The 24,483-nt window shown below is 69.3% G+C and carries 25 protein-coding genes and 1 riboswitch; of the genes, 18 read left to right on the top strand and 7 right to left on the bottom strand.

The window, feature by feature from the left end; all coding sequences use genetic code 11:
• Positions 1-12: 12 nt before the first annotated feature.
• On the top strand, positions 13-1,275 hold the full coding sequence (locus tag ACXJLU_RS05590; RefSeq protein WP_457329460.1) for a cytochrome-c peroxidase: 1,263 nt from the start codon (positions 13-15) through the stop codon (positions 1,273-1,275).
• Positions 1,276-1,298: 23 nt separating this feature from the next.
• Here the strand turns inward: ACXJLU_RS05590 and acpA are convergent, their stop codons facing one another.
• Both acpA and ACXJLU_RS05600 read right to left on the bottom strand, forming a co-directional pair.
• Positions 1,299-2,939, bottom strand: a complete 1,641-nt coding sequence (gene acpA / locus ACXJLU_RS05595; protein WP_457329461.1) for an acid phosphatase — start codon at positions 2,937-2,939, stop codon at positions 1,299-1,301.
• 43 nt (positions 2,940-2,982) lie between these two features.
• Positions 2,983-4,368, bottom strand: a complete 1,386-nt coding sequence (locus tag ACXJLU_RS05600) for an FAD-containing oxidoreductase (RefSeq protein WP_457329462.1) — start codon at positions 4,366-4,368, stop codon at positions 2,983-2,985.
• 297 nt (positions 4,369-4,665) lie between these two features.
• Here ACXJLU_RS05600 and ACXJLU_RS05605 point away from each other — a divergent pair, with 297 nt between their 5' ends.
• From ACXJLU_RS05605 to ACXJLU_RS05630, 6 genes are all read left to right on the top strand, one after another.
• Entirely contained in the window at positions 4,666-5,796 is a 1,131-nt protein-coding gene (locus ACXJLU_RS05605) for a hypothetical protein (RefSeq protein WP_457329463.1), read from the top strand.
• Between the two features lie 13 nt (positions 5,797-5,809).
• Positions 5,810-6,811: a Fe(II)-2OG oxygenase family protein gene (locus tag ACXJLU_RS05610; protein WP_457329464.1), complete on the top strand. Its 1,002-nt coding sequence runs from the start codon at positions 5,810-5,812 to the stop codon at positions 6,809-6,811.
• A 28-nt stretch (positions 6,812-6,839) separates the two neighbouring features.
• Positions 6,840-7,607, top strand: coding sequence for an SDR family oxidoreductase (locus tag ACXJLU_RS05615; protein ID WP_457329465.1), 768 nt, complete (start codon positions 6,840-6,842; stop codon positions 7,605-7,607).
• Positions 7,608-7,636: 29 nt separating this feature from the next.
• Positions 7,637-8,695, top strand: a complete 1,059-nt coding sequence (locus tag ACXJLU_RS05620; RefSeq protein ID WP_457329466.1) for a phosphotransferase family protein — start codon at positions 7,637-7,639, stop codon at positions 8,693-8,695.
• Between the two features lie 17 nt (positions 8,696-8,712).
• Entirely contained in the window at positions 8,713-9,948 is a 1,236-nt protein-coding gene (locus ACXJLU_RS05625; RefSeq protein WP_457329467.1) for an MFS transporter, read from the top strand.
• Positions 9,949-10,015: 67 nt separating this feature from the next.
• Complete coding sequence (locus tag ACXJLU_RS05630) at positions 10,016-10,939, top strand: hypothetical protein (protein WP_457329468.1); 924 nt, start codon at positions 10,016-10,018, stop codon at positions 10,937-10,939.
• On the opposite strand, the gene ACXJLU_RS05635 is transcribed toward ACXJLU_RS05630, so the two are convergent.
• Complete coding sequence (locus ACXJLU_RS05635) at positions 10,889-12,886, bottom strand: SDR family oxidoreductase (RefSeq protein WP_457329469.1); 1,998 nt, start codon at positions 12,884-12,886, stop codon at positions 10,889-10,891. The two genes, ACXJLU_RS05630 and ACXJLU_RS05635, sit on opposite strands and share 51 nt — an antisense overlap.
• Before the next feature lie 203 nt (positions 12,887-13,089).
• On the opposite strand from ACXJLU_RS05635, the gene ACXJLU_RS05640 reads away from it, so the two are divergent.
• Positions 13,090-13,617, top strand: a complete 528-nt coding sequence (locus ACXJLU_RS05640; protein ID WP_073465630.1) for a phasin family protein — start codon at positions 13,090-13,092, stop codon at positions 13,615-13,617.
• 135 nt (positions 13,618-13,752) lie between these two features.
• On the opposite strand, the gene ACXJLU_RS05645 is transcribed toward ACXJLU_RS05640, so the two are convergent.
• Positions 13,753-14,496 (bottom strand): hypothetical protein, encoded by a 744-nt coding sequence (locus ACXJLU_RS05645; protein ID WP_457329470.1) that lies wholly within the window; start codon positions 14,494-14,496, stop codon positions 13,753-13,755.
• Between the two features lie 156 nt (positions 14,497-14,652).
• Positions 14,653-15,135 (bottom strand): YqaA family protein, encoded by a 483-nt coding sequence (locus ACXJLU_RS05650; protein WP_457329471.1) that lies wholly within the window; start codon positions 15,133-15,135, stop codon positions 14,653-14,655.
• A gap of 65 nt (positions 15,136-15,200) precedes the next feature.
• Here ACXJLU_RS05650 and dusB point away from each other — a divergent pair, with 65 nt between their 5' ends.
• From dusB to ACXJLU_RS05700, 10 genes are all read left to right on the top strand, one after another.
• Positions 15,201-16,259, top strand: coding sequence for a tRNA dihydrouridine synthase DusB (dusB, locus tag ACXJLU_RS05655; protein WP_457329472.1), 1,059 nt, complete (start codon positions 15,201-15,203; stop codon positions 16,257-16,259).
• Complete coding sequence (locus tag ACXJLU_RS05660) at positions 16,256-16,492, top strand: Fis family transcriptional regulator (protein WP_047500781.1); 237 nt, start codon at positions 16,256-16,258, stop codon at positions 16,490-16,492. Before dusB ends, ACXJLU_RS05660 begins: the two co-directional genes overlap by 4 nt.
• Before the next feature lie 14 nt (positions 16,493-16,506).
• Entirely contained in the window at positions 16,507-18,090 is a 1,584-nt protein-coding gene (purH, locus tag ACXJLU_RS05665) for a bifunctional phosphoribosylaminoimidazolecarboxamide formyltransferase/IMP cyclohydrolase (RefSeq protein ID WP_457329473.1), read from the top strand.
• A gap of 22 nt (positions 18,091-18,112) precedes the next feature.
• Entirely contained in the window at positions 18,113-18,733 is a 621-nt protein-coding gene (locus ACXJLU_RS05670; RefSeq protein ID WP_457329474.1) for a lysophospholipid acyltransferase family protein, read from the top strand.
• Positions 18,733-19,701, top strand: coding sequence for a phosphatidate cytidylyltransferase (locus ACXJLU_RS05675; RefSeq protein WP_457329475.1), 969 nt, complete (start codon positions 18,733-18,735; stop codon positions 19,699-19,701). The genes ACXJLU_RS05670 and ACXJLU_RS05675 overlap by 1 nt, the downstream gene beginning before the upstream one ends.
• A 15-nt stretch (positions 19,702-19,716) precedes the next feature.
• The gene (gene ruvC, locus ACXJLU_RS05680) at positions 19,717-20,265 is read left to right on the top strand and encodes a crossover junction endodeoxyribonuclease RuvC (protein WP_457329476.1); all 549 of its coding nucleotides are present in this window, start codon (positions 19,717-19,719) and stop codon (positions 20,263-20,265) included.
• Positions 20,266-20,359: 94 nt separating this feature from the next.
• Entirely contained in the window at positions 20,360-20,926 is a 567-nt protein-coding gene (locus ACXJLU_RS05685) for a DUF6932 family protein (RefSeq protein ID WP_457329477.1), read from the top strand.
• Entirely contained in the window at positions 20,923-21,834 is a 912-nt protein-coding gene (locus tag ACXJLU_RS05690; protein WP_457329478.1) for a hypothetical protein, read from the top strand. The genes ACXJLU_RS05685 and ACXJLU_RS05690 overlap by 4 nt, the downstream gene beginning before the upstream one ends.
• A gap of 12 nt (positions 21,835-21,846) precedes the next feature.
• The gene (locus ACXJLU_RS05695) at positions 21,847-23,076 is read left to right on the top strand and encodes an alpha/beta fold hydrolase (protein ID WP_457329479.1); all 1,230 of its coding nucleotides are present in this window, start codon (positions 21,847-21,849) and stop codon (positions 23,074-23,076) included.
• A 48-nt stretch (positions 23,077-23,124) separates the two neighbouring features.
• A riboswitch (FMN riboswitch) is annotated at positions 23,125-23,295 on the top strand.
• An 80-nt stretch (positions 23,296-23,375) separates the two neighbouring features.
• Entirely contained in the window at positions 23,376-23,855 is a 480-nt protein-coding gene (locus ACXJLU_RS05700; protein ID WP_457329480.1) for a 6,7-dimethyl-8-ribityllumazine synthase, read from the top strand.
• A 6-nt stretch (positions 23,856-23,861) separates the two neighbouring features.
• On the opposite strand, the gene ACXJLU_RS05705 is transcribed toward ACXJLU_RS05700, so the two are convergent.
• Both ACXJLU_RS05705 and ACXJLU_RS05710 read right to left on the bottom strand, forming a co-directional pair.
• A complete protein-coding gene (locus tag ACXJLU_RS05705; RefSeq protein ID WP_457329481.1) occupies positions 23,862-24,200 on the bottom strand; it encodes a hypothetical protein in 339 nt (112 codons plus the stop codon).
• 10 nt (positions 24,201-24,210) lie between these two features.
• Positions 24,211-24,483: hypothetical protein (locus ACXJLU_RS05710; protein WP_457329482.1), on the bottom strand; the 273-nt coding region annotated here is incomplete at its 5' end.

A 24,483-nucleotide genomic window follows, 5' to 3' on the forward strand; every position in this document is an offset into this window, starting at 1 on the left:
ATCTGCGCCTCGATGACGACTTCTTTCTCTTGCTCCCTCGCCGGTGGCGCCCGCCTCGCGCTCGCCGCGCTGTTGCTGCTGGCCGGCCGGCCCTGCCTCGCGCCGGCCGGTGCGCAGGCCGCCGAGGCCTATGCGATGCAGGCGCAGCGGCAGCCGGATTTCCGGCGCATGCAGGTACTCGGGCGCACGATGTTCTTCGACCCCGCGCTGTCGGCCTCCGGCGAGCAGAGCTGCGCGAGCTGCCACGACCCGGCCTCGGCCTACGGTCCGCCGAACGGCAAGCCGGTGCAGCCGGGCGGGCGCGACGGGCAGGCGCTGGGCTTTCGCGCGACGCCTTCGCTGCGCTACCTGCAGAACGTGCCGCCGTTCACCGAGCACCGCTTCGACGACGACGTCGACGAGAGCGTCGACCAGGGCCCCGCCGGCGGCCACGACTGGGACGGCCGCGCGGCGACGGTGCACGAGCAATCGGGGCTCGCGCTGCTGTCGCCGAACGAGATGGCCAACGCGAGCGCGGCCGAGGTGGTGGAGCGGCTGCGCCGCGCGCCGTATGCCGGCGAGTTCCGCGCGACCTTCGGCGCCGACGCGCTCGATGCGGTGGAGCCGGCCTTTCAATGGGCGCTGCTGGCGCTGGAGATGTTCCAGCAGGATGCGGCGCAGTTCCATCCGTACAGCAGCAAGTACGACGCGGTGCTGCGCGGCCGCGCGAGCCTGACGCCGCAAGAGGCGCGCGGCCTCGCGCTGTTCAACGACGAGACCAAGGGCAACTGCGCGTCATGCCACCCGAGCGCGGTCAGCGCGACGACCGGCGCGTTCCCGGCCTTCACCGACCACGGCCACATCGTGGTCGGCGTGCCGCGCAACCGCGAGCTGCCGGCGAACCGTGATGCGGGCTTCCACGACCTGGGGCTGTGCGGGCCCGAGCGCCATGACCTCACCAACCGGCCCGAGCACTGCGGCGCATTCCGCACGCCGACGCTGCGCAACGTGGCGCTGCGGCAGGCCTTCTTCCACAACGGCGTGCTGCACACGCTGGACGAGGTGATGCAGTTCTACGTGACGCGCGACCTGGAGCCGCAGCGCTGGTTCGGCCGCGGCGCGGATGGCAAGGTCGAGCTGTACGACGACCTGCCGGGGGCGCTGAAGGACAACGTCAACCGCGATCCGCCGTTCGATCGGGTCGCGGGCGACAAGCCGGCGCTCGATGCGCAGGAGATCGCGGAGGTGATCGCGTTCTTGAAGACGTTGACGGATGGGTACGAACCCCAGCCCTGAGCGCAGGGCGATTCGCCGCCGCTTCACCGCAAATTCAACGCCTGCGTCAAATCCCCCATCGCCGCCGACCCGTTCTTTGCGAGCCCCTCATCGCGCATCCTCAACCCCGGCAGCGTCTCCAGCTGCCAGCGCCGCGTGATGAAGCGCAGGATCGAACCGGTGTCGTAGGGCGTGTGGTCGACGAAGCCCTTCTTCGCCCACGGCGACACGATGATCGCCGGGATGCGCGTGCCCGGGCCCCAGATATCGCCCTTCGGCACCGGCGCGTGGTCCCAGAAGCCGCCGTTCTCGTCATAGGTCACGACCACCAGCATGTGCTTCCACTGCGGGCTCTGCTGCAGCGTCGCGATCAGGTCGGCGATGTGCTGGTCGCCCGACGCCACGTCGGCATAGCCCGCATGCTGGTTCAGGTTGCCCTGCGGCTTGTAGAACGCCACCGGCGGCAGCGTGCCCGCGGCCGCGTCCTTCAGGAAGCTCTCGTCGAAATCCTTCAGGTGCGCCTTGCGGTACGCGGCCTTCGCCGGATCGGTCGGGTCGACCGTCGCGTAGTAGTTGAACGGCTGATGGTGCGTCTGGAAGCCGATCGGCGACGCATAGATGATCTTGCGCACCACCGCAGCCGGCTGCCGGCCCTCGTCGGTCGCCGCGTTCCACGCGCCGCCGTACCAGGTCCAGTCGACGCCCTTGCGGTCGAGCATGTCGCCGATCGTCAGCTGCTTCTGCGGCGGCAGCGTGTTGGCCTTGCCGGCATCGGCCAGCAGGTCGCTGCCGGCGGCCGCGGGCGGCACGCCGCTCGGCTGGTAGGCCGGCTGCATCGTGTTCACCGCGTAGTACTGGCCATCGCCCGCGTAGTTGGCCGGCGTCAGGTTGCTGCTGTTGATGTACTTCGGCGCACCGGCGATCGCCGACGACGGCGAATCGGGCCGCGTCGTCAGCTTCGCGCTCCAGCGCCCGTCGGGCAATTTGTCGACGACCGAGATCGAGCCCTTGGCCGGCGACTGCTCGGCCTCCGGATACACCGGCACGCAGGCGCACACCAGGTACTGGTGGTTCAGGAACGAGCCGCCGAACGCGCCCATGTAGAAGCGGTCGGCCAGCACGTACTGCTGCGCGACCTGCCACAGCCGCATGCGGCTGCCGTCGTAGTAGCCCAACGACAGCCCGCCCCCGTCGGCCCAGGCGGCGAACTTGTCGTTGCGCCCGCCGTTGATCTGCATCTGGTTCTCGAAGAAGCGGTGGTACAGGTCGCGCGTGATCACGTCCTGCCCGACCTTCACGCCGCTGCCCTGGTAGCCGGCCTCGGCATCGATCTGGAACGGCTTGTTGTCCTGGTTCGCGGTCGCACCCTGCGCCAGCGTCACTGCCTGGCCCGCCGCGGTGACGCCGCCCCAGGTCTGCGGCAGCTTGGGCAGCACGACGTCGCTGTCGCGCTCGGTCTGCGGCTGCCAGGTGCCGCGCGACGACGGGTTCACGCCGGGGATGCCGTCGGCACCGGGGAACAGGCCGTACAGGTTGTCGAAGGCGCGGTTCTCCGCAAAGATCACGACGACCGTCTGGATGCTGTCCTGCAGCTTCGCATCGCTGACGGATCCGCCCACCGGCGGTTGGGTGCCGCACGCGGCAAGGGACGCCGCCAGCGCAACGGCAGTGGCACGGATCTTCATCGGTCGCTCTCCTGGTGGTTCTTCTAGGGAGCGCCATCTTCCATCATTTCTCCAGCGGTTTGAGCTGCTGCAACAAGGTCGGGATCAGCTCGCTGATGGTCGGGTGGATGTGCACCGCCCGCGCGATCACGGTGTACGGCGCGTTGGCCGCCATCACGTCGAGCAGCGAATGCACGATCTCGTCGCCGTCGATGCACAGCAGCGACGCGCCGAGGATGCGCTCGGTCTGCGCATCCACCAGCACCTTCATGAAGCCCTGCGTCTCGCCGCGCTCCTTCGCGCGGCCGACCCGCGTCATCGGCATCACGCCGACCAGCGCGTCGCGCCCGCTCGCCAGCACCTCGGCCTCGGTCATGCCGACGCGGCCGAGCGGCGGGTCGATGTAGAGCGCATACGCCGGGATGCGGTCGCTGACGCGGCGCGGGTCGTCGTCCAGCAGGTTGGCGGCGACGATCTCGTGGTCGTTGTACGAGGTGTGCGTGAACGCGCCGCGGCCGTTGCAGTCGCCCATCGCCCAGATGCCCGGCACGCTGGTGCGCAGCTGGTCGTCGACCTCGATGAAGCCGCGCGCATCGCAGGCCACGCCGGCGTGCTCGAGCCCGAGGTCATCGGTGTTCGGTCGACGGCCCACCGCCACCAGCAGGTGGCTGCCGGTGAACTCGCGCGGCCGTCCGTCCTGCGTGATGTTCAGCCGGATCGCACCCTCCGCCGTGCGCGCCAGCGAGAAATCGCGCGCCATCGTGACCACCTCGATGCCCTCGCGCTCGAGGATCGCGCGGATCTCGGCCGACACCTCGGGATCCTCGCGCGACACCAGGCGCCCGCCGTGTTCCAGCACCGTGACGCGCGCGCCGAAGCGGCGGTGCATCTGCGCGAACTCCAGCCCGATGTAGCTGCCGCCGACCACCAGCAGGTGCTCCGGCACGACGTCGAGCGACATCATCGAGGTGTTCGTCAGCACCGGCACGTCGGCGATGCCGGGCCAGTCGGGCAGCAGCGCGCGCCCACCGGTGTTGATGAAGACCTTCGGCGCCTCGAGCAGCTCGTCGCCGACCTGCACGCGCTGCGGTCCGGCGAAGCGCGCGTGGCCCCAGACCAGGCTCAGGTTCTCCATGCCGCCGAGCCACGACGACAGCGACGAAACCGACTGCGCCACCATCGCGTCCTTGCGCGCCTTCACCGCCTTCATGTCGACGCGCACCGCGCCGTCGATCACGACGCCGTAGTCGGCCGCGCGGCGCGCCACATGCGCGGTGCGCGCGCTCGCCACCAGCGTCTTGGTCGGGATGCAGCCGTCGTTGACGCAGGTGCCGCCGAGGTGCTCGCGCTCGACCAGCGCGGTCTTCATGCCGGCGGCACACAGCTTCGCGGCGAGGAACGGTCCGGCCTGGCCGCTGCCGATCACGATGGCGTCGAATTGGCGTGTCATCAGAATCCTCCGAGGGGTGATGTGCAACAAGCTGCCGAGCATCATGCGTCGACATGAAAGAAGCTGCACCTCAGTCGGGTTCGAGACAGGAAACTGACAGCCCTCATCACCGCAGGGCGCTTGACCCGCCCATGTCGGCTCCTTAGACTCCGCCGCCCAGGGCCCCCAAGAATTCTTGGGGCCCGCGCCAGCCGGCCGCCTGTCATGCGGCACACGACTCCCACACGGAGACGCTCCCCCTTCAACCGGGCCTCGGCTGCCCTTGCCGCCGAGGAACATTGCGTCTTCGAGGCCTGCGTGGACACGAGTCGTCATCGGCTGCTCGACAGCCAGTTCCAGCTTCACAGTGCGTTCGGCGATGCGTGGTTCTTCGACCGCATCGCGCGCTCGTACGAACCCTCGCCGATCGAGCCCTGCGCCACGCCGTCGCTCGACATCCGCGTGCACCACGCGAGCGCGGCCGAGCTGGTCGACGCCGCCGCCGACTGGCCGGCGCATGCGCGCTTCCACCGCTCGCTGAACTACCCGCACTGGAATCTCGAAGGCCCGGCCCAGCTCGATGCCGACAGCAGCACCGGGGCGATCCACCTGCCCGGCGAAGGCATGCTGTTCCGCCACGACGCGCGACGCGCCTGCCTCGACGTGCACATCGACCCGATGCACGCGCTGCGCTCCAGCGAGCTGATCTTCCACGCGGCGCGCAACCTGACGCTGTGGCGCCGCGGCCCGCGCTTCGCACCGATGTTGCATGCGAGCGCGATCGTGCTCGACGGTGCGGCTTGGCTGTTCCTCGGCAGCAAGGGGGCGGGCAAGTCGACGCTGTTCATCGACACGGTGCTGCGACACGGTGCGCGGCCGCTGGCGAACGACCGCGTGCTGCTCGATGCCGAAGACGGCCGCAGCGTGTGGTCGTGGCCCAGCTACCTGTCGTACTGCGAAGGCACGATCGTCGACTACCCCGAGCTGCGGCGCATCTTCGACGCCGGCCTGCGCGACCTGCAGCGCCGCCACCTCGACGCCGGCCAGACCTGCGACCGCGCGCTGTACCGGCGCAGCTACCAGCAGCAGCACAAGCGCATCGTCGCGCCCTGCCTGCTGGCCGAGGTGCTGGGCACGCTCTACGTGCCGCGCGCGCCGCTGGCCGGCGTGGTGCGGGCCACGCTCGAACCCGGCCATGCGGCCGGCATCACGCTGCACTCGGCCGGCAGCACCGCCGGCCTGCAGCATGCCGACATCGCCGATGCGCTGTTCCCGGCCGACGACCCCGATTTCCCGTGCTGGCATGGCGACACGCGCGGCCTCGCGCAGCGCGGCGACCCCGCCGCCGCGGCGCTCGGCTGGCTGCGTGCCGCCGGCGTGCCCTGGCTGGAGGTCACCCTCGACCCGGTCTGCGGCAAGCAGGGCTTGCGGAAACTTCTCGATCGATGAAAGGGAACACCAAATGACCTGCAGAGAACTGCCGCTGGATTTCAGTTTCGCCGACACCGAGCGCAGCGCGCTGGTGCGGCGGCTCGAGTCCATCCGCGTCAACCCGTACAAGGCCTACGAGGCCTTCCGCCACGAGATCCGCATGCTGGTCGCGAGCGACCCCCACGTCGCGCGGTACCGCGATTTCATGGAGGCGCGCCGCCGCGTGTCGGCCTACGAGCGGCCGTTCGTGTTCATCGAGAACTGCCCGATCGACAGCGTGCTGCCCGAGCTCGGCAATGCCGACCCGGTGGCCGACAAGCACCGGTTGAAGCGCAGCTTCGTCGCCGAGGGCTTCCTGCAGCTGCATGCCGAGGTGGCCGGCGAGCATCCGATCTCGTACCTGAACGTGAACGACGGCGATGTCTTCCAGGACATCTTCCCGAAGGAATCGCTGGGCGCCTCGCAATCGCAGAAGGCGCTCGGCCCGATCCACTTCCACAAGGACCTGGCGAACCATTTCGTGCGCCCCGACCTGGTCAACATCCTGGCGCTGCGCAGCTGCGACGACAACGAGATCTGGACCACCTTCGTCGCGAACCGCGACGTGCTCGCGGCGCTCGACAAGAACACGCTCGCGGTGCTGCGCGAAGGGGCGTTCTACACCCCGTACGACGACCTGTCGATGATGGGCGGCAACGTGGCGCTGGGCAAGGCGGCCGACCATGCCGTGCTGACGCGCGAGGTCGAACTGCGCTTCTTCGAGAACCGCACCGAGGGCCTGACCGATTCGGCGACCCGGGCGGTGAAGCGCCTGACCGAGGCGCTGCATGCCGTGAAGCGCCGGGTGCAGATGCGGCCTGGCGACTTCGTGTCGATCTCGAACAACCTGTCCTTGCACGGCAAGGAGATCGGCGCCGTGCGCAACGAGGCCGCGCAACGCCAGCGCTGGAGCATCAAGACGGTCAACGTGCATGCCATCGCGCCGCACGTGCCCCACCTGGTCCCGGGCAGCTCGTACCTGATCAATGGTTGACCGGCGCCCACCCACCCGCTGGTGCGCCGTGACGGGCGCCAGCCGCGGCATCGGCCGCGCGGTCGCGCAAGGCCTGCTCGCGAGCGGGTTCAGCGTCATCGGCATCGCCCGCAATGCCGCGCTGCTGGCCGAGATGGCGCGCGACTGGCCGCAACGCTTCATCGCGCTGCCGCACGACGTCGCCCGGCCCGGCCTGCGCGCCGCCTTCGACCGGCTCGCCGCCGGCGAGCGCCTGCGGCTGCACGACCTCGAACTCGCGGTGCACTGCGCCGGCTGCGCGTTCCAGGGCGCGCCGCTCACCGACATGAGCGATGCTGACCTGCGCGCCACCATCGACACCAACGTGCTCGGCACCACGCTGGTCGTGCGCGACGTCGCCCGCCTGCTGCAGCAGCGCGGCGGCGGCACGCTGATCGTGCTCGGTTCCATCGCCGGCCACGACGCCGCGCCGGCGATGGCCGCCTATGCCGCGAGCAAGGCCTACACGCAGCAGCTGCTGCGCTGCGTGCGCGCCGACCTGCACGGCTCGGGCGTGCGCGTCAGCTGCGTGCAGCCCGGCACCACCCGCACCGGCCTGCTCGACGGCCAGCCCGGGCTCGACGCCGCGAGGCGCTTCGAGGGCTTCGCGCCGCTGGAAGCACAAGACCTCGCCCGCACCATCGAATGGATCCACCTTCAACCCGCCCACGTCAACGTGCAGGAGATCAGCCTGTTCCCGGTCGCGCAAAGCCTGTACGTGCGCGGCATCCATCGCCACCCGCCCCCGGTCGACAGCCGGGCGGCATCCCTGCGTTGACCCTGTCCCTCCACTCACGGCACGCCACCATGTCATACACCGCCTTCACCACTCCGCTCGCCACGGCCCCCCTCAGCCTGCCCTTGTCGGGTGCATCGGCCGCACCGGCCGACACCACCGGCATCGACAGCGAAATGCTCCAGGTCGCCAGGCTGCTCTGGCCCAGCCCGCAGTCGATCAAGCCGGTCGCCGGCGGCCTGTTCAACCGCGTGCTGAAGGTGACCTCGCCGGCCGGCACGCACTACCTGAAGCGCTTCACCGAAGTGGCCTTGTCGGGCGATTTCCCGCCGTTGCCGACCCGTGCCGCGCAGCGCTGCCTCGTCGCCTGCAGCTGGCACGACCTGGCGTCGCGCGCCTGCGCGCCGCAGGCCGCCGCCCGGCCGCTGAACGTGCCGGCGCTGCTCGCGATACAGAGCGAATACGACATCGTCGCGATGGACGCCGCGGCCGGCGCGCCGCTGTATGAGCGCCTGCAGGCCACCAGCAGCGAGGCAGCCGCGCTCGAGGTGCCGCTGCGTTCGATCGCGCGCTGGCTGGGCCGGCTGCATTCGCTGCCGCTGCAGCCGCGCAACCACCTGCTCGCTGCGAGCCGGCCGTTCAAGGCCTTCAAGATCGAGCTGCAGTACGTCCGCCTGGTCGACGAACTGCCACCGCCGCTGCACCGCGATGCGCTGGCGTTCATCCACGACTACCTGGCGCTCGAAGCCGAGCCGGTGCACGGCGACCTGAACTCGCGCAACCTGCTGGTCGACGGCAACAACGTGGTGTCGGTGATCGACTTCGAGCAGGGCCACTTCGGCGAAGGCAGTTACGACCTCGCCTACCTGCTCAGCGAGTACGCGATCCGCGCGCTGCACCAAGATCGCGACCCGCTGCCGATCGTCGCCCGCGCCTGGGACCACTACGGCAGCGCCCGGCTGCCGGCCGATCCGGCGGCTTGGCAGCGGCGCCTGCACCTGCACCTGGCCTTCCAGTGCCTGTACCGGCTGGTCGGTCCGACGCGCGCCGTCTGGACCGGCCACCTCGACGAGGCCGCCGGCCGGCGCGTGCGCGAATGGAGCCTGGGCATGCTGGAGCGCCTGCTGTGACCTGCACCGGACAAGGCTTGCGAGATTGGCGAGCGTGGCATCTGCCGCTCGGCTACATCGGCTTCTTCCTGCCGGCCGGTGTGCTGCTGGGCTACCTGCCGCCCTTCCTGCGCGACAAGGGGCTCGCGCCCGACGAGGTCGGCTGGATCTTCAGCGCGGTGTTCGGCGTCAAGCTGCTGACCGGGCCGATGCTCGCCTGGTGGGCCGATGCGTCGCGGCGCCAGTCGAGCCTGCTGTGGATGGCAGCCTGGGCCGGCCTGGCCGCCGTCTGGCTGCTGGCCAGCTCGACGCATTTCGGCGGGCTGCTGCTCGGCGTGGTCGTCATCGCCGCGTGCCGCAACTATTTCCAGAGCCTGCTGGAGGCCCTCGCGACCCGGCTGCGCAGTGCCGGCGGCGGCGCGCGCTATGGGTCGATGCGGGCGCTCGGCTCGGCCTCGGTGTGCATCGGCGTGCTGGTGTTCGGCGGCCTGTGGTCGGCCGGACCGGCGTGGCAGCAGGCCGCGCTGCCGCTGCTGGTGCTGGTGTCGGCGCTGGTGCTGCTCTTCAGCCTGCGCGCGATGCAATCTGCGGTGCAGGCGATGGTGCAAGCGACGGTGCAGGGCGGGCCGGTGACGCAGTCGCCGGCTGCCGCGCACCACCCCACCGCAACGGGAAGGCGCACGCCGCCCTCGCTCGCGACCCGCAGCGGCCTGCTGCTGCTGGCGGGCGCCACGCTGCTGATCGGCGCCAACGGCGTGTTCTACGGCAGCGCGACACTGCTGCTGCAACAGCGCGGCGCCGGCGGGCCGGCCATCGCCGCGCTGTGGTGCGCCGCGTTCGGCGTCGAAGCGCTCGGCTTCGCCGCCTTCGACCGCCTGCGCGCCCGCTGGGGCAACGCCCGGGTGTTCGGCGTGATCGTCATGCTGTCGCTGCTGCGCTGGTCGCTGCTCGCGGCCGACGGCGCGCTGCCATGGCTGCTGGCGGGTTTCGTGCTGCACGTCGCATCGTTCTCGTGGATGCACGCGCTGTGCGCGCTGTGGGTCCGCGACCTGAGCCCGAGCCGCTACGCCATCACCGGGCAGGCGATCTACACCGCCTGCGCGCACGGCATCGGCCTGGCCGGTGCCGCCTGGTTCGCCAGCCGCGCGCTGCCGACCTGGGGTGCCGGCGTGTACGGGCTGGCGGCCACGATGACCGCCGGCGGCGCGCTGGTGATCGCGACGCGCGCGGCGCTGGCCGAGCGTGYACGCGTCAGCGCGGTGCTGCAGGCCTGACACCACGCCGCCAGCGGCCCCCGCTCCTGCCGTTCGCCATGCCCGTCACCCCCACGAGAAGCCCCCCATGAGAGATTGCGCGCAACTCGCCGCACGGCTGTCGCAGGCCACGCTCCAGCACTGCCCGCATGCGCTGGCGGTCGCGCTCGGCGGCTCGCAGGCCAGCGGCCGCCATGACGACCAGTCCGACCTCGACCTCGTCGTTCTGCTCGCCGAGGGGGCCTTGATCGACGGCGCCCGGCAGGTCGCCACCGCGCTGCTGCCGCTGGTCGCCGAGCCGGTGCAGCTGGTGGGCGGTCCGAGCTGGAAAGAGGGCTTCGGCTGCCGCACCTCGGTGCTGTACGCCGACGGCTTCAAGCTCGAACTCTTCATCGTGACGCCCGACACGCTGCCGATCGTCGAGCGCGTGCTGCGCTGGCAGCCGCTGTGGGGCTCCAGGCACCTGATGCCGCTGCAGGCGGCAGTGGCTCGCCAGCTGACGAACGATCGCATCGCGGCACGCGCCCAGTTCGACGTCGGCTATGCCCACATGTCGATCTGCCGCCACCTGTCGCGCGGCGAGCTGTTCGCGGCGCGCCACGTGCTGGCCGGCCTGGTCGCGATCGCGCTCGCGTTGCGCCTGTTCCAGCTGGGCCGCGCCTACGACCCGGTCGCGAGCGTCAAGCGCATCGTGCGCGAAGGCCTCGACAGCGACCGCGTGGTGCGCGAGATCGACAGCGCGTCGACCCAGCTCGGCGGCAACGCGCTGCAACTGGCCGCGGCGCTGCACGCGCTGCGGCGTGTCTGCTGGGCGGTGCTGCGCGACCTGCCCGAACGCAGCAAGGGCACCTGCGCGGCGCAGCAGCACCTGGAGCAGATCGCCGCGGCGCCCGAGCGCTGGATGGAAATCAGCGCCGGCGCGGTCGCGGCGCGCGAGTACCTCTCGGAACCCGTGCCGCTGTCAGAAGTGGATGCCTCGCATCATCTGCTGCAAGGCCATCGCCTCGGGTGACAGCGTCGGCTTGCCTGTCTTGTCCCCCTTGGCCGCCGAGCTGTCCGGGAACATCCGGAAGCTGGTGTTCATCACGATCTGCGCGATGCGCGGCACCAGCGCATGCAGCACCTCGCCGGCAATGCCCAGGCGCGTCGCGATGCGCACCGGCTTGTAGACGCAGGCCTGCGCGATCATGTCGGCCGCCTCTTCGGGCGCGAGCGTCGGCACGTTGTTGTAGATCTTGGTCGGCGCGATCATCGGCGTGCGCACCAGCGGCATGTTGATCGTCGTGAAGGTGATGCCGGTGTCGGCGTACTCGCTCGAGGCGCAGCGCGTCCAGGCGTCGAGTGCCGCCTTGCTGGCCACGTAGGCCGAGAAGCGCGGCGCATTCGTCAGCACGCCGATCGAGCTGATGTTGACGATGTGGCCCTTCTTCTTCGCGACCATGCCGGGCAGCAGGCCCATCGTCACGCGCAGGCAGCCGAAGTAGTTCAGCTGCATCGTGCGCTCGAAATCATGGAAGCGGTCGTAGCTGCTCTCGATCGCGCGGCGGATCGAGCGGCCGGCGTTGTTGACCAGGAAATCGACGCCGCCGAAGTTGGTGTTGATCCAGTCGATCAGGTCGCGGCAGCTGGCCTCGTCGGAGATGTCGGACGAGAAAGTCTCGACGCGGGCGTCCTTGCCGGCGGCCAGCAGGATCTCCTTGCGGGCCTCGGCCAGCTTGGCCTCGTCGCGCGCGCAGATCAGCGTGATCGCGCCGGCCTCGGCGAACTTGATCGCCGCCGCCAGCCCGATGCCCGACGAGCCGCCGGTCACCAGCACCACCTTGCCGCCCACCGTGCCGCGCAGCGAGCGGTCGATCAGCAGCGCCGGGTCGAGGTGGCGCTCCCAGTAATCCCACAGCCGCCACGCGTAGTCGCGCAGGTCCGGGCAGGCGATGCCCGAGCCCTTCAGCGCGGCCAGCGTGTCGCGGCAGTCGAAGCGCGTCGGGTAGTTGATGAAGGTGAAGATGTCTTCCGGCAGGCCGAGGTCCTTCATCACCGCGGCGCGCACGCGGCGCACCGGCGCCAGCGCCATCAGGCCCTTCTTGACGCTGCGCGGGATGAAGCCCAGCAGCGCGGCATTGATGAACAGGTTCATCTTCGGCGCATGCGCGGCCTTGCTGAAGATGTCGAGCACGTCGCCGACGCGGTAGCCCTGCGGGTCGACGAGGTGGAAGCACTTCCGGTCGAGTTCGGTCTTCGCGTGGCTGATGTGGTCGAGCGCCGCGACGACGAAATCGACCGGCACGATGTTGACCCGTCCGCCTTCGAGGCCGACGCTCGGCATCCACGGCGGCAGGATCTGCCGCATGCGCTGGATCAGCTTGAAGAAGTAGTACGGGCCGTCGATCTTGTCCATCTCGCCGGTCTGCGAATCTCCGGCCACCATCGCCGGACGGTACACCGTCCACGGGACCTTGCACTCCTTGCGCACGATCTTCTCGCTCTCGTGCTTGGTCATGAAGTATGGGTGGTCGAGGCCCTCGGCCTCGTCGAACATGTCCTCGCGGAACACGCCCTCGTACAGGCCGGCGGCCGCGATCGAGCTGACGTGGTGCAGGTGGCCGGCATCGATGGCGCGGACGAACTCGACGACGTTGCGCGTGCCTTCGACGTTGACGCGCACCTGGCTCTCTTCGTCGGCCGCGAGGTCGTAGACGGCGGCGAGGTGGTAGGCGTGGTCGATCTTGCCCTTCAGCGCCTTCAGCGCATCGGCCGCGACGCCGAGCTTCTTCGCGGTGAGGTCGCCGTAGACCGGCACGGCGCGCGCCTTCGTGACACCCCAGTACTGCAGCAGTTCGTCGACCTTGCCTTCGCTTTCGGGCCGCAGCAGGAAGTGGACGGTCGCGCCGCGGCGCTGCAGCAGGGTCTTGACGAGCCGCTTGCCGATGAAGCCGGTGGCGCCGGTGACGAAATACTGCATGCAGTCCTCCTGGGAACGGTCGGGTTGGTTTGGTTTGATTCTTGACCAAACCCGCAGGCGCCCTGCTGCGCGATTACCCGAGCCCGCCACCGATGCCGCATAGAGGCTGCGCCCTAGAGAAAGCCGGTGCCGCGTGCGAGGTGGCCTCCTATAGTGGCGCGGCGACTTTCACATCACCGACTCCACAACCCACAGAGGAACCCATGGTCAAGAAACTGCAGAAGATGGCCGAGAAGAAGAGCGCCTCGGCGGCCGGCCTGCTCGACAGCGCGTTCGCCGGCACGGTGAAGGATTCGGCCCAGCAGATCTGGCTGGCCGGCCTCGGCGCCTTCTCGAAGGCCCAGGAAGAAGGCGGCAAGGTGTTCGACGCGCTGGTCAAGGAAGGCGTGAGCCTGCAGCGCAAGACCCAGGCGGTGGCCGAGGAGAAGATCGGCGAGGTCACGAACAAGATGAGCGGCATGGCCGGCGACGTGAGCGCCAAGGCCGGCCAGCACTGGGACAAGCTGGAAACGATCTTCGAGGAACGCACCGCGAAGGCGCTGGCCAAGCTGGGCGTGCCGAGCGCCAAGGATGTCGCTGCGCTGACGAAGCGCATCGACGAACTGAGCGCGAAGGTCGCCGGCCTGAACGGCAGCGCACCGGCCAAGGCGGCACGCAAGGCCGCGTCAAAGGCCCCCGTGAAGGCACCGACCAAGACGCCCGCCAAACGGGCCGCACGCAAGACCGCCTGAGCGGGTTCAGCCCAGCGGACGCCGCGGAACCGGCTCCGCCGGGCCGCTGGCGGCGCCCCCTTGAGGGGGAAGGCGCGCAGCGCCTCCGGGGGTGGTCAACTTTCTACCTCCGGGGGTGGTCAACTTCTGCGGTGGTCAACGCTTCATGTCTTCCCACTCGCGCTCGACTTCCATGAAGGTCGTGACGCTCGCTTCGCGCACCTGCACATGCGTGGTGTCGCCGAAGTCGGCCTGCCGCGTGCCGGCGCTGATGCGCGTGCGCGCCAGCGTGCCCGAGGCGCGTGCACGCAGCAGCGTCAGGCCGCGCGCCGACCAATCCATCACCAGCGTGTCGAGCTGGGCCATCGCCTTGCGCAGCAGTTCGGCCGGCAGGTCTTCAAAGGCCTTCATGCCCTTGGTCTTCAGCGCGCGCTCCAGCATGTTGAGGTGCACCAGCACGCTGCGCGAGCGCGGATCGCGGTCGAGCACCGCGCCCAGTTCGAGGCGCATCGCCTGCACGTCGGCGGTGTCCGACGGCGTCATCTTCGGGCCGTCCATCGCCGCGTCGCCGAAGCGGGTCGCCGGATCGTCGAGCACGAGCTTGAAATCCAGGCCCTGACGCTTCAGCCGGACCGGCCGGCGGAACAATCGCTTCAGCCAGCGCACCGGGTTCTTCAGGAACGCATTCGGGTCCGCGGCCGGCTTACCCGCCTTGCCGGCCTTGGCCGCCTTGCTTCCCTTGGTGTCTTTGGTGGCCGTGGAGGCGGGCGTCGCAGTCGACGCCTTCATCGGCCGGGCCGGTGCGGCGGCCGGCTTGGCCGCGCTCTTCGGCGCACCCTTGGCCGACCCCTTCGCAGCGGCGGGCTTGGTGTCGGGCTTGGATTGGGTCGGAAACTTCATGCTTTGCCTTGTCAGCCCGCGGGCCCAGCGAGGATCGTGCCACGAGGGGCCATGGCGCCGTCATCGCAATTCGCCGCCAATCGCCGCCAATCGCTGCCGGCCGGCAATCCATCACGGTTTGATTGCGCACCGTTGCGGTGCCGAATGAACCCCCCATCATCCCGCAAACCAGCCCGGAAACAACCACAGCGCACCCGCCGTCATCACCAGGTAGCGTGCGAACTTGCCGATCGCCATGAATCCGACGCAGGGCCAGAACGGCAGCTTGAGCCAACCGGCCACCGCGCACAGCGGATCGCCGACGATCGGCAGCCACGACAGCAGGCAGGCCTTGGGCCCGAAGCGCTGCAGCCAGCGCAGCACGCGCACCTCGTGCGGCTTGTGCTTCACATGCTCGTAGGCCTTCTCGGCGCCGTAGCCCATCCACCAGGTGATCGCGCCGCCCAGCGTGTTGCCCGCGGTCGCCACCAGCACGGCGGGCCAGAACAGGCTGGTGTTGGCACTCACCACGGCCACCACCATCGGCTCCGAGCCCATCGGCAGCAAGGTGGCGGAGATCAGCGCGATCACGAAGATCGAACTGAGGCCGTATCCGGGCAGCGCCAGCAGGGCGATCAGCGGGTCGATCCATGCATCCATCCGCGGGCATTATGCGCAGACCCCAAGGGCTATACTCTGCCTCCTTTTTTGGCACTCCCCCCACCATGCCCACCGGCCCCGTCATCGGCAACATCGTGCTGCCGAACCGCTTGTTCGCCGCGCCGATGGCAGGGGTGACCGACCGGCCGTTCCGCCAGCTCTGCAAGCGGCTGGGCGCGGGCTACGCGGTGAGCGAGATGGTGACGTCGCGGCGCGAGCTGTGGAACAGCCTGAAGACCTCGCGGCGCGCCAACCACGACGGCGAGGTGGCGCCGATCGCGGTGCAGATCGCCGGCACCGAGCCGCAGGAGATGGCCGAGGCCGCCGCCTACAACATCGACCGCGGCGCGCAGGTCATCGACATCAACATGGGCTGCCCGGCCAAGAAGGTCTGCACCAAGTGGGCCGGCTCGGCGCTGATGCAGGACGAGCCGCTCGCGCTCTCGATCATCGAGGCGGTGGTCGCCGCCTGCGCGCCGCGCCACGTGCCGGTGACGCTGAAGATGCGCACCGGCTGGTGCCAGAGCGAACGCAATGCGCTCGCGATCGCGCGCGCCGCCGAATCGGCCGGCATCGCGATGGTGACGGTGCACGGCCGCACCCGCGAGCAAGGCTACGGCGGCCACGCCGAGTACGACACGATCGCCGCGGTGAAGGCCGCGTTGCGCATCCCGGTGGTGGCCAATGGCGACATCGACTCGCCCGAGAAGGCGCGCGAGGTGCTGGCCGCGACCGGCGCCGACGCGCTGATGATCGGCCGCGCGGCGCAGGGCCGGCCGTGGATCTTCCGCGAGATCGCACACTTCCTCGACACCGGCGAACACCTGCCGGCGCCCGAGGTGCTGCAGGCCAAGACCTGGCTGCTGGAGCACCTGCACGAGCACTACGGCCTCTATGGCGAATACGCCGGCGTGCGCACCGCACGCAAGCACATCGGCTGGGCAGTGCGCGCACTGCCCGGCGGCGAGGGCTTTCGCGCCCGCATGAACACGCTGGACACCTGCGAGGAGCAGGTCCGCGCCGTGACGGACTGGTTCGATCAACTGGCCGACACGCACCATCGGCTGCCCGCGGCACACCCCGGCGGCGCAGCCAACCACGATCTCATCGAACAAGAAGCATGAGCAAGAAGCACATCGAAGAATGCATCCGTGACAGCCTCGAGACCTACTTCAAGGACCTGCGCGGCGTCGAGCCGAACGCCATGTACGACATGATCCTGAAGGTCGTCGAGAAGCCGCTGCTCGACGTGGTGATGAAGCATGCCGACGGCAACCAGAGCCGCGCCGCCGAATGGCTGGGCATCAACCGCAACACGCTGCGGCGCAAGCTGCTCGACCACAAGCTCACCAAATAACTCGAGACCCCCTCATGCAAGCCCTGCTTTCCGTTTCCGACAAGACCGGCGTGCTCGACCTCGCACGCGAACTGCATGCCCTCGGCTGCAAGCTGCTCTCGACCGGCGGCACCGCGAAGCTGCTCGCCGATGCCGGCCTGCCGGTGACCGAGGTCGCCGACCACACCGGCTTCCCCGAGATGCTCGACGGCCGCGTGAAGACGCTCCACCCGAAAGTGCACGGCGGCCTGCTGGCGCGGCGGGACGTGCCGGAGCACATGGCGGCGCTGCAGGCGCACGGCATCTCGACCATCGATCTGCTGGTCGTCAACCTGTATCCGTTCGAGGCCACGGTGGCCAAGCCCGGCTGCACGCTCGAAGACGCGATCGAGAACATCGACATCGGCGGGCCGGCGATGGTGCGCTCGGCCGCGAAGAACTGGAAAGACGTCGCGGTGCTGACCGACGCGTCGCAGTACGCCGGCGTCGTCGCCGAGCTGAAGGCCGCGGGCAGCGTGAGCCGCGAGACGAAGTTCAAGCTGGCGGTGGCGGCGTTCAACCGCATCGCCGACTACGACGGCGCGATCAGCGACTACCTGTCGTCGCTGCAGCCCGACGGCAGCCGCAGCGCCTTCCCGGCGCAGAGCAACGGCCGCTTCGTGAAGCTGCAGGACCTGCGCTACGGCGAGAACCCGCACCAGGCGGCCGCGTACTACCGCGACCTGAACCCGGCACCGGGCTCGCTCGTCACCGGCCAGCAGCTGCAGGGCAAGGAGCTGTCGTACAACAACATCGCCGATGCCGATGCGGCCTGGGAATGCGTCAAGTCGTTCGGCCCGGGCGACGCACCGGCCGCCTGCGTGATCGTCAAGCATGCGAACCCGTGCGGCGTCGCGATCGGCGCCGATGCCGCGCAGGCCTACAGCAAGGCGCTGCACACCGACCCGAGCTCGGCCTTCGGTGGCATCATCGCGTTCAACGTCGAGCTCGACGGCGCGGCGGCGGCGCTGGTCGTCAAGCAGTTCTCCGAGGTGGTGATCGCGCCGTCGTTCAGCGCCGAGGCGCTGGCGGCCTTCAAGGGCAAGCCGAACGTGCGGCTGCTGCAGATCGCGCTGCCGCCGGGCGGCGCCACGCCGTGGTCGCAGGGCCGCAATGCGCAGGACGTGAAGCGCGTCGGCTCCGGCCTGCTGATCCAGTCCGCCGACCTCCACGAGCTGGCGCTCGCCGACCTGAAGGTCGTCACCGTCAAGCAACCGACGCAGCAGCAGATGCTCGACCTGCTGTTCGCGTGGAAGGTCGCGAAGTACGTCAAGAGCAACGCAATCGTGTTCTGCGCGAACGGCATGACGCTCGGCGTCGGCGCCGGGCAGATGAGCCGCGTCGATTCGTCGCGCATCGCGAGCATCAAGGCCGAGAACGCCAAGCTGTCGCTGAAGGATTCGGCGGTCGCGAGCGATGCGTTCTTCCCGTTCCGCGACGGGCTGGACGTGGTGATCGATGCCGGCGCGAGCTGCGTGATCCACCCGGGCGGCAGCATGCGCGACGACGAGGTGATCGCCGCGGCGAACGAGCGCGGCATCGCGATGGTGCTCACGGGCATTCGTCACTTCCGTCACTGAAGCCGGCGGCTACCATCCCGGCATGACCCGTCCCGAGCTCGTCGGTTTACTGCTGTCGTCGATCGCCCGCCTGATCACCGGTGCCCAGGGGCACTGGTACGGCAGCCCGCCGAAGGCCGAGCAGCGCATCTACTTCGCCAACCACCAGAGCCACTTCGACTGGGTGCTGATCTGGGCCTCGCTGCCGCACGACCTGCGGGCGCAGACGCGGCCGATCGCCGCGCGCGACTACTGGACCTCGTCGCCGCTGAAGCACTGGATCACGCGCGAGGTGTTCAATGCGGTCTACGTGAGCCGCGTGCGCACCGAGGATGAAGACCCGCTGGAGCCGCTGGCCGAAGCGCTGCGCAACGGCGACTCGCTGGTGATCTTTCCCGAAGGCACGCGCGGCAACAAGGGCGAGCCGCAGGCCTTCAAGGCGGGCCTCTACCACCTGGCCGAGCAGTTCCCCGACGTGCAGCTGATACCCACCTGGATCGACAACGTGCAACGCGTGATGCCCAAGGGCGAAGTGGTTCCGGTGCCGATCCTCTGCTCGGTGACCTTCGGCGCGCCGATGACGCTGGCAGCCGGTGAAGACAAGCGCGTCTTCCTCGACCGCGCGCGCTCCGCGGTGCTGGCGCTCAGCAAGGTGGCCGCCTGATGGGTGCGCTGCGTCAACTGACGGTGAGCCAGCAGGTCGGCCTGCTGTTCGTGATCATCTTCGGGCTGCTGGCGATCGTGACCGGCCTCGCGTTCGCGCGCTCGCTGCGCGAGCTGTCGCCCGAGATGGCCGAGCTGACCGAGCGCTTCCGGCGCGAGCTGCGCGCGGTGTGGATCGGCACGGTGCTGTTCTGGGTGGCCTGGGCGTCGGGCGCGTTCATCGCGACGCTGCTGTTCGCGCTGATGAGCTTCCTCGCGCTGCGCGAGTTCATCACGCTGACGCACACCCGGCGCGGCGACCACCGCGCGCTGCTGGCGGCCTTCTTCGTCGTGCTGCCGGCGCAGTACTTCCTCGCGGGCACGCGCCACTTCGACCTGTTCACCGTGTTCATCCCGGTCTATGCGTTCGCGGCGCTGCCGATCCTGGCGGCGCTCGGCAACGACGCGACGCGTTTTCTGGAACGCACCGCGAAGATCCAGTGGGGCACGATGGTCTGCATCTACGGCATGAGCCACGCGCCGGCGCTGCTGCTGCTCGACTTCGAGGGCTACCAGGAGCGCGGTGCCTTCCTGGTGCTGTACCTGGTGCTGGTGGTGGCGTGTGCGCAAGGCGTGCAGGCGCTGGCGAGCCGGCGCGTGCGCGCACGGCCGGTGGCCCGCCACATCGACCGTGCGTTCTCGTGGCGCGCCTTCGTGATCGGCGCGCTGGGCGGCGGGGTGGTCGGCGGGCTGCTGTACTGGATCACGCCGTTCAAGCCGGCGCAGTCGCTGCTGATCGGCTTCATCGCGTCGGGCTGCGGCACGCTGGGCTCGCTGGTGATGCAGGCGCTGAAGCGCGATGCCGGCGTGCGGCGCTGGGGCAACCGCGCATCGGTGACGGGTGCGGTCGGGCTGCTCGACCGCGTCGCACCGCTCGCCTTCGCGGCGCCGGTGTTCTTCCATTCGGTGCGGTGGTACTTCGATGCGTGATGAGCGCCACCTGACATGCGCATCCTAGGCATCGACCCCGGCTTGCGGACCACCGGCTTCGGCGTGGTCGACATCGACGGCACGCAATTGCATTACGTCGCCAGCGGCACCATCAAGACCGATGCCGCCGACATCGGCCACCTGCCGGCGCGGCTGAAGATCATCTTCGACGGCGTGCGCGAGGTCGCCGCCCGCTACGAGCCGCATTGCGCGTCGGTCGAGATCGTCTTCGTCAACGTGAACCCGCAGAGCACGCTGCTGCTCGGCCAGGCCCGTGGCGCGGCGCTGACCGCGCTGGTATCGGGCAACCTGGAGGTGGCCGAGTACACCGCGCTGCAGATGAAGAAAGCCATCGTCGGCCACGGCCAGGCGCGCAAGGAGCAGGTTCAGGAAATGATCATGCGGCTGCTGAAGCTGCCCGGCCTGCCCGGCAAGGATGCCGCGGACGCGCTCGGCCTCGCGGTGTGCCATGCGCATGCCGCGAAGTCGTTCGCCGCGATCGACCGGGCAACGCAGCGCACGCGCACGACGCGGGCGCAGTTCAAGGCCGGGCGGACGTACTGAGTCTCGGCCACCAAAGCACATCTGTCCCGTTCGCGTCCGTTCGACAGGCTGATAGATTGCCCGCCGGCCTTCACAACCCGGCGGAGACAGTTCATTGAGCACCGTTGCCATACCCGAGTGGACGCCGCTGGGCATCCTGCCGCCGATGGACTCGCAAAACCCCACAGCGCCGCAACGCTCGCCCTATTCCATTTCGATGCTGGATCTGGTGATGCGATTCGCGACCAGCCCGGCGCGCCATCAGATCTTGTCGGGATTCGTACACTACCGCGCAGCGCTGCATGCCATCGGCCTTGTCAGCGGGATGCAGTGGCTTGATGGCAGCTTCATGGAGCACATCGAACTGCTCGAGCAGCGTGCACCTCGGGACATCGATGTGGTCACTTTTCTTCATTCACCACCAGGATTCGCGCCCGGTCCGGACAACACCAGCGTCCTTGATCACGACGAAGCCAAGGCCCGCTTCCACGTCGACAGCTACTTCGTGGAACTCGACAAGCTGCCGGCACGAACCATCGTCTCCCTGAGCACCTACTGGTACAGCCTCTGGTCGCACCGGCGCAACGCGACCTGGAAAGGCTTTCTGCAAGTCGACCTCGAGCCCGCCACCGATCTGCTGGCGCGGCAATGGCTCGACCGCTACGATTCGCTGCATCCATGACACCCGACGAACGCCATCACCTGCTTGCCGACCAACAGTTCCTTCGCGATCAGTTGGCACGGCTTCCGGCGTCGGCACTGCTGACGCGCAGCAGCAATGAAGCCCGCCTGCGCGCCGTCGAGAGCCGCCTTCAGGAAACGCCCGAGGGTCTCGAACCGGAACCCGCTCGTGCCCGACTCACCTTCAGCGGCGCACCGGTGGTGGGCAGCCGAGGTGTCTCGGCCGACTTCGGCATGCGCGCGGTGAACAGCTTCAGCGAAGCCATTGCAGCCATGGCCGCTTCCTTGTCGGCGCCACTCGCTGCCTCGGGCCCGATTCCAAATCGCGGGCAGAACCCGCTGCTCATCACGAGCACGGCACTGGGATCCTTCGGCTTCGAACTCGAGGAACACAGCCCGGACCCAACCCCTTCCCTGGAGCGCAGTGCGATGGCCACGGCGCTCGAGCGCACGCATGCACTGCTCGCGAGCACCTTCGGCACCGACGAGGAGTTGGCCGACGTCGCCTCCGAGACCGATCGGCGCGCCGTCGAGAAGGTGCGAGCGTTCCTCAAGGTGCTGGCGGACCACGATGCTGTCTGCACACTGCAGGTTGCCGATCGCACCGTCCGCTATGTCGATGTCGGGCAGGTGAAGCAAAGCCTGCAACGATTGGCCGAAGACAATCTGCACGAGGACCACGTCACGTTGACCGGACATTTCACCGGACTGCTTCCCCAGGCCCGAACCTTCGAGTTCAAGACCGACACCGGCGGCCAACTCCTGCGCGGGAAGATTGCGCCCACCGTCGAGGGCATCGCCGAGATCAATCGCCACCTGGGCGAAACGGTGGCAATCGACGTCCTGACCACCCAGGTCGGCAACGGACGCCCGCGCTACCTGCTTGTCCGCTCCCCACGTTGGACCTGAAATTCCCCTGAGATGAATTTTCGAAACTTGATGCGGCTGCTGGCCGCAGGGCTGATCTTCGTGGCAACGGCCGACCCGGCCAACGCCCAGGAGGCCTCGTCGTTCCCACCGCTGGAGGCCTCCGGCCCTGCACCCTACGTGATCGGCACCGAGGCCGATCTCGCCGCGTCGCCGAGCTGGACCGATCTCGAAGCCCTCGCGCTGAAAGAGGCCCAGCTCACGCGCGGCGCCTTCACCGGCGTCGACGGCGTGAAGATCCACTACCGGCTGTACCAGCACCGCACCGAGACGCGCGGCGGCATCGTCATCTCCACCGGCCGCACCGAAGGCCTGGCGCTTTACCAGGAGACGGTGCGCGACCTGGTGCGCAGCGGCTACTCGGTCTACATCCACGACCACCGCGGCCAGGGCTTCTCGCAGCGCCTGCTGCCGCAGGACGATTCGATCGGCCACGTCGAGAACTTCGACGACTACGTGAACGACCTCGCAACCTTCGTCGACGGCCCGGTGCGCACGGCGCGCATCGGCCGGCCGCTGCCGCTGTTCCTGCTGGCGCATTCGATGGGCGGCGCCGCGGCGGCGCTGTTCCTCGAGGCCTCGCCGTCGGCACGCATCGCGGCGCTGGCGCTCGTCACGCCGATGATGGCGCCGTGGGCCACCGGCGCGAGCAACGCCGGCGTCACGGCGCAGCTGGCCGACTACCTCTGCGACGGCGGCACGATGCAGCTGTCGGGCATCGCGTGGCTGATGCCGAAGAGCTATGCCGAGGGCACGCCCTTCGATCCGGCCTACGAGCTGATCAGGCAGCGCGCGCCCGACGCACCGAACGCGCTGACGCACAGCGCAGCGCGCTTCAAGCGCCACTGGGACATGCGCGCGCAAGCACGCTGCGACGGGCCGGACTGCGGCTCGCCGCATGCGAAGGTGGGCGGTGTGTCGTACCGCTGGTTCCAGCAGTCCTGCGCCGCCGCCGAACGGGTGCGCGGCGAAGCGGCCGGCCGCATCCGCCAGCCGGTGCTGCTGCTGCAGGGCGAGCAGGATGTGGTGGTGAAGCCGTCGGCGCAGAAGACTTTCTGCGACAACCTCAACGCAGCGCACGGCGCCGGCTACTGCGTCGCCCGCACGGTGATGCAGGGCAAGCACTCGCTGCTGATCGAAGCCGACGCGTACCGCATCCCGACGCTGCACCGGGTGCTCGGCTTCTTCGACTGCGTGGCGAGCGGGGCAGCGCGCTGCGAGTGAGCTTGCTCCGACCCTCCTAGAATCGCGGCGTCCGCCTTCACCGGCGGACAGCGTTCTCAGGGCGGGGCGAAATTCCCCACCGGCGGTATCCGTGAGCGATCACGGGAGCCCGCGAGCGCCCGGTCATGCCGTTGCGTCACGCATCGGTGCGATCGGGGTCAGCAGACCTGGTGCGATGCCAGGGCCGACGGTCACAGTCCGGATGAAAGAGAAACGCGAATGCCACGGGCACGGCGGCTTCGGCTGCAGCGCCCGCGTTGTCGCGCGCCCTGATTCTGGCCATCCAACTCGAGGACCCCATGAATCAGACCCTCACCACTCCCTCCCCCACCGACGCGCCGCGCATCGCGGTCGTCTGCGCCTCCTGGCACCGCGAGATCGTCGAACAGGCCCGTCGCGGGCTGCTCGACGAGTTCGAGCGACGACGGATCCCGACCCACGGCATCGATGCTTTCGACGTGCCCGGCGCGTTCGAGATCCCGCTGCATGCGCAGAAGCTCGCGCGCAGCGGCCGCTACGACGCAGTCATCGGCTGCGCGCTCGTCGTCGACGGCGGCATCTACCGGCATGAGTTCGTCAGCGCCGCGGTGATCGACGGCCTGATGCGCGTTCAGCTGGACACCGGCGTACCGGTATTCTCGGCCGTGCTGACGCCGCGGCACTTCCACGAGCATGCGGAGCACCGGCAGTTCTTCAGCGAGCACTTCGTCAAGAAGGGCGCCGAAGTGGCCGGCGCCTGCCTGGCGACGCTCGATGCGCTGAGGGCGCTGCCGGCCTGATGCCGCTCAGTGGTACTTGATGTAGTACCAGAGCCCGACGCCGAGCAGCGCCAGCACCGAGAACCCGAACGGGAACTCGGTGTGTCGCCGGTCCTCGAACCGGAACAGCAAGCTGATGACCTCGCCGAGCAGCGTGCCGACGACCGGGCCGAACAGGAAGCCGACCAGTCCGAAGCCGAGCGCCGTGCCGCCGATCCAGCGCACGAACACCGGCCGCAGGTCGGGCACGTCGATCGCCGCGTGGTAGACACCCAGCCACCAGGCCACCGCGCCACCGATCACCGCACCGACGACCACGCCGACGAAGCCCGACGCGAGGCGGTCCCCGAAGTCCAGTTGCGCCATCGCAGGCTGCTCAGTGCTTGCGGCGGTCGAGGCTCGAATGGCCCTCGATCGCCGGAGACGGGCGCAGGCGTTGCGGCGACAGCTCCTCGCGCGCACGCTGCTCGAACGACATCAGCCGGCCGAACTCGAACAGCACCAGGCCGATCAGCCCGATGCCGCCGGCCATCGCCAGCACCTGCGCCGCCGGCAGCGCATCGGCCGCATGCAGCCACGGGCCCGCCACCAGGCTCGCCAGGCCGACCACCGCGCCGGCATGCAGCCCGGCCGAGCCGACGCGCTGCAG

This window comes from Rhizobacter sp. P5_C2 (genome assembly GCF_054049715.1).